Source organism: Methylobacterium sp. Leaf89, assembly GCF_001422215.1.
Classification (GTDB): domain Bacteria; phylum Pseudomonadota; class Alphaproteobacteria; order Rhizobiales; family Beijerinckiaceae; genus Methylobacterium.
The window spans coordinates 273,441-288,296 of record NZ_LMML01000029.1 but is presented as its reverse complement, the minus strand read 5'-3'; the positions used below and the strand labels follow the sequence as shown (position 1 = coordinate 288,296).

The 14,856-nt window shown below is 67.4% G+C and carries 11 protein-coding genes; 8 read left to right on the top strand and 3 right to left on the bottom strand.

Features of this window, described 5'->3' with window-relative positions; all coding sequences use genetic code 11:
- Positions 1-184: 184 nt before the first annotated feature.
- The 3 genes from rpoD to ASF18_RS16715 all read right to left on the bottom strand — a co-directional run bounded on the left by rpoD (position 185) and on the right by ASF18_RS16715 (position 4,835).
- Positions 185-2,179 (bottom strand): RNA polymerase sigma factor RpoD, encoded by a 1,995-nt coding sequence (gene rpoD / locus ASF18_RS16725; RefSeq protein ID WP_056353193.1) that lies wholly within the window; start codon positions 2,177-2,179, stop codon positions 185-187.
- 200 nt (positions 2,180-2,379) lie between these two features.
- Positions 2,380-4,296, bottom strand: a complete 1,917-nt coding sequence (gene dnaG / locus ASF18_RS16720; protein ID WP_056353191.1) for a DNA primase — start codon at positions 4,294-4,296, stop codon at positions 2,380-2,382.
- A 77-nt stretch (positions 4,297-4,373) separates the two neighbouring features.
- Entirely contained in the window at positions 4,374-4,835 is a 462-nt protein-coding gene (locus ASF18_RS16715) for a GatB/YqeY domain-containing protein (protein WP_056353190.1), read from the bottom strand.
- A gap of 208 nt (positions 4,836-5,043) precedes the next feature.
- Here ASF18_RS16715 and carA point away from each other — a divergent pair, with 208 nt between their 5' ends.
- The 8 genes from carA (at position 5,044) to ASF18_RS16675 (ending at position 14,854) form a co-directional block, all read left to right on the top strand.
- The gene (carA, locus tag ASF18_RS16710) at positions 5,044-6,285 is read left to right on the top strand and encodes a glutamine-hydrolyzing carbamoyl-phosphate synthase small subunit (RefSeq protein ID WP_056353188.1); all 1,242 of its coding nucleotides are present in this window, start codon (positions 5,044-5,046) and stop codon (positions 6,283-6,285) included.
- A gap of 212 nt (positions 6,286-6,497) precedes the next feature.
- The gene (locus ASF18_RS16705; protein WP_056353186.1) at positions 6,498-6,875 is read left to right on the top strand and encodes a hypothetical protein; all 378 of its coding nucleotides are present in this window, start codon (positions 6,498-6,500) and stop codon (positions 6,873-6,875) included.
- 163 nt (positions 6,876-7,038) lie between these two features.
- Entirely contained in the window at positions 7,039-10,524 is a 3,486-nt protein-coding gene (carB, locus tag ASF18_RS16700; RefSeq protein ID WP_056353184.1) for a carbamoyl-phosphate synthase large subunit, read from the top strand.
- 126 nt (positions 10,525-10,650) lie between these two features.
- Positions 10,651-11,127, top strand: a complete 477-nt coding sequence (gene greA / locus ASF18_RS16695; protein ID WP_181017364.1) for a transcription elongation factor GreA — start codon at positions 10,651-10,653, stop codon at positions 11,125-11,127.
- Positions 11,128-11,134: 7 nt separating this feature from the next.
- Entirely contained in the window at positions 11,135-11,647 is a 513-nt protein-coding gene (locus ASF18_RS16690; RefSeq protein ID WP_056353182.1) for a hypothetical protein, read from the top strand.
- A 50-nt stretch (positions 11,648-11,697) separates the two neighbouring features.
- Positions 11,698-12,723, top strand: a complete 1,026-nt coding sequence (locus tag ASF18_RS16685; RefSeq protein WP_056353181.1) for a mitochondrial fission ELM1 family protein — start codon at positions 11,698-11,700, stop codon at positions 12,721-12,723.
- 14 nt (positions 12,724-12,737) lie between these two features.
- Positions 12,738-13,712 (top strand): thioredoxin-disulfide reductase, encoded by a 975-nt coding sequence (gene trxB / locus ASF18_RS16680; protein WP_056219483.1) that lies wholly within the window; start codon positions 12,738-12,740, stop codon positions 13,710-13,712.
- Positions 13,713-13,963: 251 nt separating this feature from the next.
- Positions 13,964-14,854 (top strand): LysR family transcriptional regulator, encoded by an 891-nt coding sequence (locus ASF18_RS16675; protein WP_055956592.1) that lies wholly within the window; start codon positions 13,964-13,966, stop codon positions 14,852-14,854.
- Positions 14,855-14,856: the final 2 nt, after the last annotated feature.

Below are 14,856 nucleotides of genomic sequence, written 5' to 3'. Positions count from 1 at the left end.
TGGTTTCGTGCGTATCGTGCCGGCGTCACCGCTTCAACAGTGCAGACCGGGCCGGAGCCGACGCCGCTCGGCGCGCTTCATGCGCATCGATGGCCGGGAAGTCGAAACGAAAGAGCCGACCCCGAGAGGAGCCGGCTCATTCGCAGGGGTCGTTGGCCGGGGCGAGCCGGCGCAAACGAAGATGTCAGTTGTCGAGGAAGCTGCGCAGCTTGCGCGAACGGCTCGGGTGCTTGAGCTTGCGCAGGGCCTTCGCCTCGATCTGACGGATGCGCTCGCGGGTTACCGAGAACTGCTGGCCAACCTCCTCGAGGGTGTGGTCGGTGTTCATGCCGATGCCGAAACGCATGCGCAGCACCCGCTCCTCGCGGGGCGTGAGCGAGGCGAGCACGCGCGTCGTGGTCTCTCGCAGGTTGGATTGAATCGCCGCGTCAATGGGCAGGACGACGTTCTTGTCCTCGATGAAGTCGCCGAGGTGGCTGTCCTCCTCGTCGCCGATCGGGGTTTCGAGCGAGATCGGCTCCTTGGCGATCTTGAGAACCTTGCGCACCTTCTCCAGCGGCATGGCCAGCTTCTCGGCCAACTCCTCCGGGGTCGGCTCGCGACCGATCTCGTGCAGCATCTGGCGCGAGGTCCGGACGATCTTGTTGATCGTCTCGATCATGTGCACCGGGATGCGGATGGTGCGGGCCTGATCGGCGATCGAGCGGGTGATCGCCTGCCTGATCCACCAAGTGGCGTAAGTCGAGAACTTGTAGCCGCGGCGGTACTCGAACTTGTCGACGGCCTTCATCAGGCCGATGTTGCCCTCCTGGATCAGATCCAGGAACTGCAGACCGCGGTTGGTGTACTTCTTGGCGATCGAGATCACGAGGCGCAGGTTGGCCTCGATCATCTCCTTCTTGGCTTGGCGGGCTTCGCGTTCGCCCTTCTGGACCATGTTGACGATCTTGCGGTACTCGCCGATCTCGAGGCCCGTCTCCGACGCAAGGGTCAGGATCTGCTCGCGCAGCCGGGCGACCTCGCTCGATCCCTTCTCGACGAGGTTCTTCCAGCCACGGCCGCCGAGGCTGCCGACGCGCTCCATCCAGTTCGGGTCGAGCTCCCAGCCCTGGTAGTGGCGCAGGAACTCGTCGCGGGCGACGCCGTGGCTCTCGGCGTAGCGCATCAGGCGGCCCTCATGGGAGATGAGGCGCTTGTTGATGTCGTAGAGCTGCTCGACGAGGGCCTCGATGCGGTTGGCATTGAGGGAGAGCGACTTCACGTCGGTGACGACGGCGTCCTTCAGCTCCTCCTGCTTACGCTCCTGCGCATCGGTGCGGGTGCCGCCCGAGGCCTTGAGCTCGGCATGCTCGATCTGCAGCTTGCGCAGCTTACGGTAATTGTTGGCGATGTTGTCGAACGTCTCGAGGACGCGCGGCTTGATCTCGGTCTCCATGGCCGCCAGGGAGACGTTGTTCTCCATGTCGTCCTCGTCGTCGCCCTCGGGCGGCGTCGGCGCATCCCCCTCGCCGTCCTCGCTCTCCTCCGTGCCGTCGGCGATCTGCATCGCGTTCTTGGCGTCGGGGCCCGCATAGGTCGCTTCGAGGTCGATGATCTCGCGCAGGAGCACCCGGCCGTCGACGAGTTCGTCGCGCCAGATGATGATGGCCTGGAAGGTCAGCGGGCTCTCGCAGAGCCCGGCGATCATCGCCTCGCGACCGGCCTCGATGCGCTTGGCGATGGCGATCTCGCCCTCGCGGGACAGGAGCTCCACGGAGCCCATCTCGCGCAAGTACATGCGCACGGGATCGTCCGTGCGGTCGGTGGGCTCCTTGGTCGTCTCGGCGCGCAGGGCAACGGGCTTGGTGGGGGCGATCTCGGCGACCTCGGTCCCCTCCGCCCCGTCCTCGTCGTCGGCCTCGCCGTTGCCCTTAGCCTCCGTCGTCTCCTCGGTCTCCTCCGCCTCGACGACGTTGATGCCCATCTCCGAGAGCTGCGACAGCACGTCCTCGATCTGGTCTGGGTCGGACTGACCGTCGGGCAGAACCTCGTTGATCTCCTCGTAGGTGATGTAGCCGCGCTTCTTGGCGAGCTTCACCATCCGCTTGACGGAGGCATCCGTCAGATCGAGGAGCGGCCCGTCGGTCTGTTGCTCCGGAGCAGCATCCGTCTCGTCCCGTTCCGTTGCCTTCGTCGCCATGGTCCGCCTATGGTTGTCGTGTCAGCATCGCGCGGGAGCATGTCGCTCACTCCGCGTCGTCGACGCTGAAATGCATGTGATGTGCGGTCCGCCGAAGTGACAGCCGCGTCGAAGTCAGATCCCGGTATGCAAGCGAGACGCTTGACCGATTGTTAACCATGAGCCGCCAATGGCGGCCGAATTCATTCGCGGTGCACGTCTCAGGGTGTCGACGCCTCATCCGGCACCACCTCGTCCGCCTCCGCACCAGCGATGACGGCCATACGGGCCTTTACGTCGCACAGCCAAGCGAAGTTCGCCTCCGTCTCGTCCTCGACCAGGGCCCGCTCAGCCAAGCGGAGTTCGCTATTTAGCGCTCCAGACTTGCGGTGCAAGATCACGGCCTGACGCAATGCGTCTTCGAGACGCACAGGATCGGCATGCGCGTCAAGGGTCCATCGATCGCCCGGGCGCACATGACTGGCGAGCCGGGAGGCGGCTTCCGTGAGCCCGGCCCGCTTCAATCGGCTGTCCAGAACCGCGACGCCGGGCTGATCCGCGTCGGCGTGGCTGTCGAGCAGGAGGGAGCGCAACGCCTGCGCATCCGGGTCGCCCAGTTCGAGCTCGGCGAGATCCTCCGCCTCGATCCCGAGCAGTTCGGGGTGGACGAGGAGGCTGGAGACGATCATCGCCTCGCGGTCGCGAAACGCCACCGGGCCGGAGGCGCTGGTCTCGCCGGCATAGAGCGGATTGAACTTGGTGGTGATTCGCGGCGAGGGTGGCGGATCGCCCGGACGGGGCTGGCGCTGGAAGGCGGGTCGCGCGGACGCCGCCCGCGGCTCCCAGGGGCCGCGGCGCCCGGAGGCGGCCTGCGGAGAGAGAGCGCGCAGGCGGCCCTCGATCTCGTCCCGGTAGAATCCCCGCACGGTCTCGTCGCGGATGGAGGCGACCATCTCGCGCAGCGATTTGGCGAGACCGGCTCGCCGCTCGGGCGTATCGAGCGGCGCCCCGTCGGTGGCGCGCGACCACAGCACTTCGACGAGGGGCCGGGCCGCGTCGAGCACCCGGTCGATGGCCAATTTTCCCTCGGCGCGCAGGAGGTCGTCGGGGTCCTGGCCCTCGGGCAGCATGGCGAAGCGCAGGGACTTGCCCGGCGTCAGGCCGGGCAGCGCCACATCGAGGGCCTTGAAGGCCGCACGCTGGCCGGCGCCATCGCCGTCGAAGCATAGGATCGGTTCGTCGGCGTTGCGCCAGAGAAGGCCGATCTGCTCCTCGGTGAGCGCCGTGCCAAGGCCCGCCACCGCGTTGGGATGGCCCGCCAGGGTCATGGCGATGACGTCGACGTAGCCCTCGACGGCGATGATGACGCCGCGATCGTGCGCAGGCTTGCGGGCCTGGTGCAGATTGTAGAGGAGCTGCCCCTTGTGGAAGAGCGGCGTCTCCGGCGAGTTCATGTACTTCGCCTTGGCGTCCTTCTGCATCGCCCGGCCGCCGAAGGCGATGACGCGCCCGCGCGAATCGGCGATCGGAAACATCACCCGGTCGCGAAATTTGTCATAGGGAACGCGGATGTCCTCGCCGGCCACGAGCAAACCGAGCTCGACCATCAGGTCGCGGTCGACATCCTTGGCGGCGAGGTGGTCGCGCAGAGCGTAGCGGTCACCGGGCGCGTAGCCGAGACGGAAGCGGCTCCGGGTCTCCGGGCCGAGCTGGCGCCGGTCGAGATAGGCGCGTGCCTCCGCACCGGCGCGGCCGCGCAGCTGCTCCTCGAAGAACGCGGCGGCCATCTCCATGACGTCGAAGGCCCCGGCGCGCTTGGTCTCCTGCTCGCGGGCATCGGCGCTCGGGGCCGGCAGGGACACGCCGGCCTCTGCCGCCAGCCGCTCCACGGCCTCCGGAAAGCTCAGCCCCTCCGTCTCCATCAGGAAGGTGAAGACATCTCCGTGCTTGCCCGAGGAAAAGCAGTGATAGAACTGCTTCTGATCGTTCACGTAGAAGGAGGGCGACTTCTCGGCATTGAACGGCGACAGGCCGCGCCACTCGCGGCCCGCCTTCTTCAGCCGGACGCGCCGCCCCACGATGTCGGATGCGGGCAGGCGCGCACGGATCTCTTCGAGGATGTGGGGCGGGTAACGCATGAGACCTCTGCGACCGTCGATCCTAGCGCACCGCGCTTAAGGAGTCCCCAACGCCGCCGCGCGCTGCCGGGACGCCCTCACGCCTTGGCGTTCAGAGCCTCTTTCACGAGGGCGCTCGCCTTGGCGAAGTCCATGCGGCCGGCATAGGCGCCCTTCAGGGCGGCGATGACCTTGCCCATGTCCTTGGGGCCGGCGGCCCCCGTCTCTTCCACGGCCTTGTCGATGGCCGCCCGGGTCTCGGCCTCGTCCATCTGCTGGGGCAGGAATCCGGCGATGATCGCGACCTCGTTGCGCTCGTTCTCGGCGAGCTCCGGCCGCCCACCCTGGTCGTAGACCGCGGCCGATTCGTTGCGCTGCTTGATCATCTTCTGCAGGAGCGCGAGGATTTCCTCCTCGGAGGCCGGCTCCTTGCCGAGGCCGCGCGCCTCGATGTCCTTGTCCTTCAAGGCGGCCTGGATCATCCGGACGGTGGCGAGCTTCGCCTTGTCGCCGGCCTTCATGGCTTCCTTCATCTCGGTGGTGAGACGGGCGCGCAGCATCGTGTGACTCCTGAAAAATGAACCCAGGGCAGCGGATCAACGGCGTGGTCTGCGAATTGCTGCGCGAACCAGGGTTCTTGAGACGCACCGACGCGAGGGCCACATTGACCCTAACACGGCACGCTCGCTATGAGCGCCGCACGACAAGCCGCCCGCATGCGCCGCTATACGGCGCCGGGATCGGCCGGACATAAGCGAGATCACGCCGATGCTGCAAGATGATGGCGTCCAGACGCCTGCCGTGCCCGCGCCCCCCGCTCCCTGGGCCGAGCCCCTGGCTACAGCCCTTCTAGTCCTGGCGGACGGGACCGTGCTGGAGGGCTTCGGCATCGGCCAGACCGGAACCGCCGACGGTGAGGTCTGCTTCAACACCGCGATGACCGGTTACCAAGAGATCCTGACCGACCCGTCCTATGCCGGCCAGATCGTCACCTTCACCTTCCCGCATATCGGCAACACTGGTACCAACGACGAGGACCTCGAGAGCCTCGATGCGGCGCCGGCCTCCGGCGTGCGCGGCACCGTGATCGCGTCCGCCGTGACCAAGCCATCGAACTGGCGCTCGTCGAGCCACCTCGACGCTTGGCTCAAGGCCCGCGGCATCGTCGGCATCACCGGCGTCGACACCCGGGCGCTCACCGCCCTGATCCGCGACAACGGCATGCCGAACGCCGTCATCGCCAACGATCCGGAGGGCCGCTTCGACCGCGAGGCCCTGAAGGCCCGTGCCGCGGCTCTCGCGCCGATGGAGGGTCTCGACCTCGTGCCGCCGGTGACGAGCCGGGAGCGCTCGGAATGGTCGCAGACTACCTGGGGTGTGAAGACCGGTTACGGCGACCGCAAGCCCGGAACCGGGCTCAAGGTCGTTGCGATCGACTACGGCGTGAAGCGCAACATCCTGCGGCTTCTGGCCGAGGCCGGCTGCGACGTCACCGTGGTACCCGCCACGACGACCGCCGAAGAGATCATGGCAATGAAGCCGGACGGGGTGTTCCTGTCGAACGGCCCGGGTGATCCGGCCGCCACCGGCGAATACGCGGTGCCGGTGATCCGAACCCTGCTGCAGGAGAAGGTGCCGACCTTCGGCATCTGCCTCGGGCACCAGCTGATGGGCCTGGCGCTGGGCGGCCGCACGGTGAAGATGGCGCAGGGCCACCACGGCGCGAACCACCCTGTGAAGGACAAGACCACCGGCAAGGTCGAGATCGTCTCGATGAACCACGGCTTCGCGGTCGATCCGGCGAGCCTGCCCGAGACCGCCCTGGAGACGCACGTCTCCCTGTTCGACGGCTCCAATTGCGGCCTCACCCTCACCGACCGGCCGGCCTTCTCGGTTCAGCACCACCCGGAGGCCTCGCCCGGCCCGCGGGACAGCCACTACCTGTTCGAGCGCTTCGTCGCCCTGATGAAGGCCGGCAAGCCCGAGACCTTGGTCACCACCGCCGACTGATTCGTATGGCCGGACGGAGGCGATGCCCCTTCCGGCCACCGCGGCGGCGGCAGGCCAGCCCTGCACGCAGGCGATGCCAACCGCGAAAAGGTTCCCGCCGCGTCACAAAAAATCCGGCATTCCGGGGCATCCCGGCATCGTTAACGGCCCGCTAAGGACGGCGTTCGAAGATCGTCGCCGGGTCGGTTCCGACGCTTGCCGGGGATTTCCACATGACGTTCGACGACGCGCGCAACGACTTCTCGCGCCTGCATCGCCTCTTCACGTTCCATCTCGGCGTGGCCGTCAGCCTCGCGTGGATGACCGCCCTCTACTCGGCCTGCTATGCGCCGTGGGTCCGCAACATCCGCGCCTTGATCGACCCGGCCGCGAGCCTCGACCGCGTCGAGAGCACCTGGTCCTTCCTGTTCGCGCTACCGGTGGTGATGACGCTCGCCTGGATTGGCCTGTATTTCGGCCGCGAGATGCTCCGCCGGAGCCAGACCCTCTCCAATGCGGCACTCGAATTCGCCGCCGCCGCCGTGGTCGCCTTCGGGGTGTTCTACCTGTCCATCGACCGCGCCATCTCGGCTCTCTACCTGGGCTTCTGAGACGCTTCAGCGCTTCACCTTCGGCCCGCGCCCTTCCAATGGCGGCGGGCTGCGTGTAAGTGCCAAGATCAACGACAATCCACGCCGCTAGCGCCCCCAGGCCCGTGCCGCTTCTCCGGCACCGCGCATGGCCGGGCGCGCGTGCCTGCAGCCAAGGCGCCCGATGCCGAAACGCACCGACATTTCCTCGATCCTGATCATCGGTGCGGGGCCGATCGTCATCGGTCAGGCCTGCGAGTTCGATTATTCCGGGACCCAGGCCTGCAAGGCCCTCCGCGAGGAGGGCTACCGGATCGTGCTGGTGAATTCGAACCCGGCCACGATCATGACCGACCCGGACATGGCGGACGCGACCTATGTCGAGCCGATCACGCCCGAGATTGTCGCCAAGATCATCGAGAAAGAACGCCACGCCATTCCGGGCGGCTTCGCCCTGCTCCCGACGATGGGCGGCCAGACGGCGCTGAATTGCGCCCTGTCCCTCAAGAAAATGGGCGTTCTGGAGAAGTTCGACGTCCAGATGATCGGCGCCACCACCGAGGCGATCGACAAGGCCGAGGACCGCCACCTCTTCCGCGACGCGATGACCAAGATCGGCCTGGAGACGCCGAAATCGGCCCTGGCCAACGCCTCGGCGGCCAAGAAGGCCGACCGCGAGAAGTACCTGGCCGAGGTCGCCCGCATCGAGGCGGCGAACGAGGGCGAGGCCCGCGCCGCCGCCCTCGCCGCATTCGAGAAGACCTGGCACCGGGGCGAGTCCGAGCGGCGCAAGCGCTACGGCGAGCACGCCATCGGGCAGGCGCTGATCGCGCTGGCCGAAGTCGGCCTGCCGGCGATCATCCGCCCCTCCTTCACCATGGGCGGCACCGGCGGCGGCATCGCCTACAACCGCGAGGAATTCCTGGACATCGTCGAGCGCGGCATCGACGCCTCGCCGACGAACGAGGTCCTGATCGAGGAGAGCGTCCTCGGCTGGAAGGAATACGAGATGGAAGTCGTTCGCGATAAGAACGACAACTGCATCATCGTCTGCTCCATCGAGAATATCGACCCGATGGGCGTCCATACCGGCGATTCCATCACCGTCGCGCCGGCCCTGACGCTGACGGACAAGGAATACCAGGTGATGCGCGACGCATCCCTGGCGGTGCTGCGCGAGATCGGCGTCGAGACGGGCGGCTCGAACGTGCAGTTCGCCATCGACCCCGCCACCGGCCGGATGATCGTCATCGAGATGAATCCGCGCGTCTCGCGCTCCTCCGCCCTGGCCTCGAAGGCCACCGGCTTCCCGATCGCCAAGGTCGCGGCCAAGCTCGCCGTCGGCTACACCCTCGACGAGATCGCCAACGACATCACCGGCGGCGCGACACCGGCCTCGTTCGAGCCGTCGATCGACTACGTCGTCACGAAAATTCCCCGCTTCGCCTTCGAGAAGTTCCCCGGCGCCGAGCCGACGCTGACCACCGCCATGAAGTCGGTGGGCGAGGCCATGGCGATCGGCCGCTGCTTCGCGGAATCGCTCCAGAAGGCCCTGCGTTCCCTCGAGACCGGCCTCACCGGTCTCGACGAAATCGAGATCGAGGGACTCGGCAAGGGCGACGACCACAACGCCATCAAGGCCGCCCTGGGAACCCCGACGCCCGATCGTCTCCTGAAGGTCGGCCAAGCCCTGCGCCTCGGCGTCAGCCACGAGGAGGTCCATACCTCCTGCAAAATTGATCCGTGGTTCTTGGAGCAACTCCAGGCAATCATCGACCTGGAGAACCGGGTCAAGGCGCACGGCATCCCGAACACCCCCGGGGCGCTGCGCCAGCTCAAGGCCGCCGGCTTCTCCGATGCCCGCCTGGCCGTACTCGCCAGGACCGACGAGGACAGCGTGCGGAAGGCGCGCCGGGCCCTGGGCGTGCGCCCGGTGTTCAAGCGCATCGATACCTGCGCGGCCGAGTTCCAGGCGCCCACCGCCTACATGTACTCGACCTACGTGGCGCCCTTCGCGGGCACGGTGGTGGACGAGGCACGTCCGACAGACGCCAAGAAGGTGATCATCCTCGGCGGCGGCCCGAACCGGATCGGACAGGGCATCGAGTTCGACTATTGCTGCTGCCACGCCTGCTTCGCGCTCTCGGAAGCCGGCTACGAGACCATCATGGTCAACTGCAACCCGGAGACGGTTTCGACCGATTACGACACCTCCGACCGGCTCTACTTCGAGCCCCTGACCCAGGAGGACGTGCTCGAGATCATCGAGACCGAGCGCCAGGCCGGGACGCTCCACGGCGTCATCGTGCAATTCGGCGGGCAGACCCCGCTGAAGCTGGCCCGCGCCCTTGAGGCCGCCGGCGTGCCGATCCTCGGCACCTCGCCGGATGCCATCGACCTCGCCGAAGACCGCGACCAGTTCAAGCGTCTCCTCGACAAGCTCGGCATGAAGCAGCCGAAGAACGGCATCGCTTACTCTGTAGAGCAGAGCCGGCTTATCGCCTCGGATCTCGGCCTGCCCTTCGTGGTACGTCCGAGCTACGTGCTGGGCGGCCGCGCCATGGCGATCATCCGCGACGAGGCGCAGTTCGCCGACTACCTCCTCGACACTCTGCCGAGCCTGATCCCGTCGGACGTCAAGGCACGCTATCCCAACGACAAGACCGGACAGATCAACACGGTCCTGGGCAAGAACCCGCTCCTGTTCGACCGTTACCTGTCGGACGCCACCGAGATCGACGTCGACGCCCTCTGCGACGGCAAGGACGTCTTCATCGCCGGCATCATGGAGCACATCGAGGAGGCGGGCATCCACTCGGGCGATTCGGCCTGTTCGCTGCCCTCGCGCTCGCTGTCGCCGGAGATCATCGCCGAACTGGAACGGCAGACCCGGGCCATGGCCCTGGCGCTGAAGGTCGGCGGCCTGATGAACGTCCAGTACGCCATCAAGGACGGCACGATCTACGTGCTCGAAGTGAACCCCCGCGCCTCGCGGACGGTGCCCTTCGTCGCCAAGGTGATCGGCGATCCGATCGCCAAGATCGCGGCCCGGGTGATGGCCGGCGAATCCCTGGCGAGCTTCGCCCTGCAGCCGAAGGTCCTGGATCACATCGCCGTCAAGGAGGCGGTGTTCCCCTTCGCCCGCTTCCCCGGCGTCGACGTGCTGCTCGGGCCCGAGATGCGCTCCACCGGCGAGGTCATCGGCCTCGATTCGAGCTTCGGGGTCGCCTTCGCCAAGAGCCAGCTCGGCTCGGGCACCCTGGTGCCCAAGGGCGGCGCGGTCTTCGTCTCGGTGCGCGACGCCGACAAGGAGCGCATCCTGCCGGCGATCCGCCTGCTCTCGGAGCTCGGTTTCACCATCATCGCCACCGGCGGCACGCAGCGCTACCTAGCCGATCAGGGCGTCCCGACCGAGCGCGTGAACAAGGTCCTGGAGGGCCGGCCGCACGTCGTCGACTCGATCAAGAACGGCGACATCCAGCTCGTCTTCAACACCACCGAGGGGGCGGGCGCCCTGTCGGACTCGCGGTCCCTCCGGCGCGCGGCCCTCTTGCATAAAGTGCCGTACTACACCACTCTTGCAGGAGCGATGGCTGCGGCCGAGGGCATCAAGGCCTATCTCGGAGGCGATCTCAAGGTCCGCGCCTTGCAGGAATACTTCGCGGCCTGAAGTCTCGCGCGGCTTCCGTGTTGAACGGAAGCCGTGTTGTTGGCGGTTCAGGAGTAACTTACTCTGGCCCGGAAGGAGCGGCGTGCTCCTGGCCGGGCTTATTCATTGTGGCGCGAGACGATGACGATAGACAAGGTTCCGATGACGGTGCGCGGTTACGCAGCGCTGGAGGAGGAGTTGAAGCACCGCCAGCAGGTGGAGCGCCAGCGGATCATCCAGGCCATCGCCGAGGCCCGCGCCCTGGGCGACCTGTCGGAGAATGCCGAGTACCATGCTGCAAAGGAGGCACAGTCCCACAATGAGGGCCGCGTCCTGGAGCTCGAAAGCATGATCTCGCGCGCCGAGGTGATCGACGTGTCGAAGCTTTCCGGGACGAAGATCAAGTTCGGGGCCACGGTGAAGCTCCTCGACGAGGACACCGAGGAAGAGAAGACTTATCAGCTCGTCGGCGAGCCCGAGGCGGACGTGCGCTCCGGCCTGGTCTCCATCACCTCCCCGATCGCCCGCGCGCTGATCGGCAAGGGCGTCGGCGACACCGTCGAAGTGACGACGCCGGGCGGCGGAAAGTCCTACGAGGTCGTCGCCGTCCAGTACGGCGGCTGAGCCGCCCATGCGGTTGGGCCCCTTCCGGGCAGCGGCTCCGCTGCTCGGTCTCGTCGCACTGCTCGGATCGGCCTGGGCCGAGGACCTGCCGAGCCTCGGAGGCGAGCGCCTGGCCGGCGTCGACGTCGATGTCCGACCCCTGCTTGCCCTCGGCGGCGGCGTTCCGGCCCTGGCGCTGCGTGAGGATCTGCTTTCCGCCCTGAAAGCTGAATTCGCCGACCGGCTCGGCGGCCGCGGGCCCGTGCTACTGGTGCGGATCACGGGCCTCTCGATCAATCCCTATGCCGGTGGCGACGGCGGACGTGGCCGCCTCGGCGGTGGCACGCAGAGCGATTATCTTGACGGCGAGGCCCTGCTCATCGGACGTCGGGGCGAGATCCTCGCGCGTCATCCCCAGCTCTCCGCGGTCCCGTCGAGTTCGGGCGGGGCCTGGTACGACCCGGCTTCCGAGCGCCGCCGGGTGACCGCCATCGCCCAGCACTATGCGGGCTGGCTCCGGCGCGCCCTGCCCCAGGATTGAGTGGACGGCGTGGCGGATGGCTCCGCTCGAGGATTGACCTGGATCACCTGATGTCGGCAGCGTCCGCGATGCCCTCCACCACCGGCGCCGCTGCGCCGCTTCCCGACCTCGCTCAGGCCAGGACCTGGATCGTCACCGACGGCAAGGCGGGCGACGAGAACCAATGCGTCGGCCTCGCCGAAACCCTCGGCCTGCCGTTCGAGATCCGTCGGATCGCGCCCCGCCCCCCCTTCGGCTGGATGGCACCCTGGGGACCGACCGACCCGCGGGACCGGCCGGGCAACGCACGCGGCGCCTTGTCCGGGCACCTCCCCGATCTGCTGATCGCGTCCGGGCGCCGGTCCGTCCCGTATCTCCGCGCCGTGCGCACGGCGTCCGAGGGCCGCACCTTCACGGCCTTCCTGAAGGATCCCCGCATCGGCCACGACGCGGCGAACTTCGTCTGGGTGCCCGATTACGACGACCTGCGCGGCCCCAACGTCTTCACCACCCTGACACCGCCGCACAAAGTCACACCGGAGCGCCTCGCCGAGGCCCGCGCGCACCCGGACCCGCGCCTGTCCACCCTGCCCTGGCCCCGCATCGCGGTGCTGATCGGCGGCGACAGCCGACATTTGAGCTATCGCCCGGCGGATATGCGCAGGCTCCTGCGCGACCTCGACAAGCTCACCGACGGCGGCTGTTCCCTCATGGTCACCGTGTCCCGGCGCACGCCGCAGAACCTGCGGGACGCTCTGCGGACCATGGTGGCGACGAAAGGCGGTTTCTTCTGGGACGGTGGCAGCCCGAATCCCTATGTTTCGATGCTGGCGATCGCCGATTCGATCGTCGTCACCTCGGATTCGGCCAACATGGTCGGGGAGGCTGTAAGCACCGGGGCTCCCGTCCTCCTGTTCGACCTGCCCAAGACCTATATCCGCCACAGGCGGCTCTTCGCGGGACTCGCGATGGCCGGGGCCCTGAAGCCCTTCGTCGGCCGCCTGGAGGAATTGCACTACCAGCCCCTGGATGCGACCCCCGTCATCGCAGGCGCGATGGCCAAGGCCTATGCCGAGCACCGCGCGCGATGGGCCTGAAGGAGACGAGAGCGATGGCGCACACCCATTCCAAACTCATCATCATCGGCTCCGGCCCCGCCGGCTACTCCGCCGCGATCTACGCCGCCCGTGCCATGGTGGAGCCGCTGATGATCTCGGGCTTCCAGCCCGGCGGCCAGCTCATGATCACCACCGATGTCGAGAACTATCCGGGCTTCGCCGAGGCGATCCAAGGTCCCTGGCTGATGGAGCAGATGCGCTCCCAAGCCGAGCATGTCGGGACCAAGATCGTGTCCGAGTACATCACCAAGGTGGATTTCCAGGTCCGGCCGTTCCGGCTGGAGGCCGATTCCGGCGAAACCTACTCGGCCGACGCGGTCATCATCGCCACGGGGGCCCAGGCCAAGTGGCTCGGCCTGCCGTCGGAGGCCAAATACCAGGGCTTCGGCGTCTCGGCCTGCGCCACCTGCGACGGCTTCTTCTTCCGGGGCAAGGAGGTCGTGGTGGTCGGCGGCGGCAACACCGCCGTGGAGGAGGCGCTCTACCTCGCCAACCTCGCCGCCAAGGTCATCGTGGTCCACCGCCGGGGCGAGTTCCGCGCCGAGCGCATCCTGCAGGAGCGCCTGTCCAAGCACCCCAACGTCGAAGTGGTGTGGCACCACGCGGTCGAGGAGATCTGCGGGAGCGAGAAGCCGCCGTCGGTGACCCATGTCCGCCTCAAGGACACCCGCACCGGCGAAATCACGGAGCGCCGAACGGATGGCGTGTTCATCGCCATCGGCCACCAGCCGGCGACCGCGATCTTCGAGGGTCAACTGGCCATGCGCGACGGCGGCTACATCGAGACGGCGCCAGGCACGACGCATACGGCGATCCCCGGGGTCTATGCCGCGGGCGACGTCACCGACGACGTCTACCGTCAGGCGATCACCGCCGCCGGTATGGGCTGCATGGCTGCCCTGGACGCCGAGAAGTACCTGGCAGCCCTCGAAGTCGGCGAAACACCCCAGCAAGCTGCCGCAGAATAGGAAGATTCTGGCGGACGACGGCGCCATGCGTCTTGCGCGCGACGTCAAGACAATCGCAAGGTCGACCCACTAACCTAAGCGCTGACGGCATGAGCCGTCGGCGTCACCCGCATGACTCGAACCTTTCCGTCCACGTCCCGCGTGGGCCGGAGGGTCCGGGTCGCTCGGGCCAGGCTCGGATAGCCGACTCGCACGCCGCGAGATGGGAAGCTTGGTCAGCCGGCGTCGGGTTGCGTACGGGAGTGGACGCCTTGGACTGGGACAAGATCCGCATCTTCCTCAACGTGGCGGAAGCCGGCAGCTTCACGCGCGCGGGCGACGACATCGGCCTGAGCCAGTCGGCCGTCAGCCGTCAGATCAGCGCCCTCGAACGCGAGTTGAAGGCGCCGCTGTTCCACCGCCACGCCCGCGGCCTGATCCTGACCGAACAGGGCGACCTCTTGTTCCGCGCGGCGCGGGACATGAAGCTGCGCCTGGAGAACACCAAGGCGCGCCTCGTCGAAACGAGCGAGCGGCCGACCGGCGACCTCAAGGTCACCACCACCGTCGGCCTCGGCACGGCCTGGCTGGCCCAGCGTGTCGCCGAATTCCTCGACCTCTACCCGGACGTGCGCGTCGAACTCATCCTCACCAACGAGGAACTCGACCTGGCCATGCGCGAGGCCGACGTGGCGATCCGGATGCGGCGCCCGGCCCAGCCGGACCTGATCCAGCGGCGCCTGTTCACGGTCCACTACCACGCCTTCGCCTCGCAGGATTACGTGAAGCGCTTCGGCGAGCCGAAATCCATCGCCGACCTCGACAATCACCGCCTGGTCTCGTTCGGCGGCAACGAGCCGTCCTACCTGCTCGCGACGCACTGGCTCTCCACCGTCGGCCGCGAGGGACAGGAGCGCCGGACGATCCACTTCACGGTGAACAACATCACCGCCCTGCAGCAGGCCATCGACACCGGCGCCGGCATCGGCATCCTCCCGGACTACGCGGCGGAGGGTCAGGCGGGCCTGGTTCAGGTCATGCGCGAGACCGAGATGCCGCACATGGAAAGCTATCTCGTCTATGCCGAGGAGATGCGGTCCGTCGCCCGTGTGCAAGCGTTCCGCGACTTCCTCGTGGCCAAGGCCCAGCGCTGGACGTACTAGAA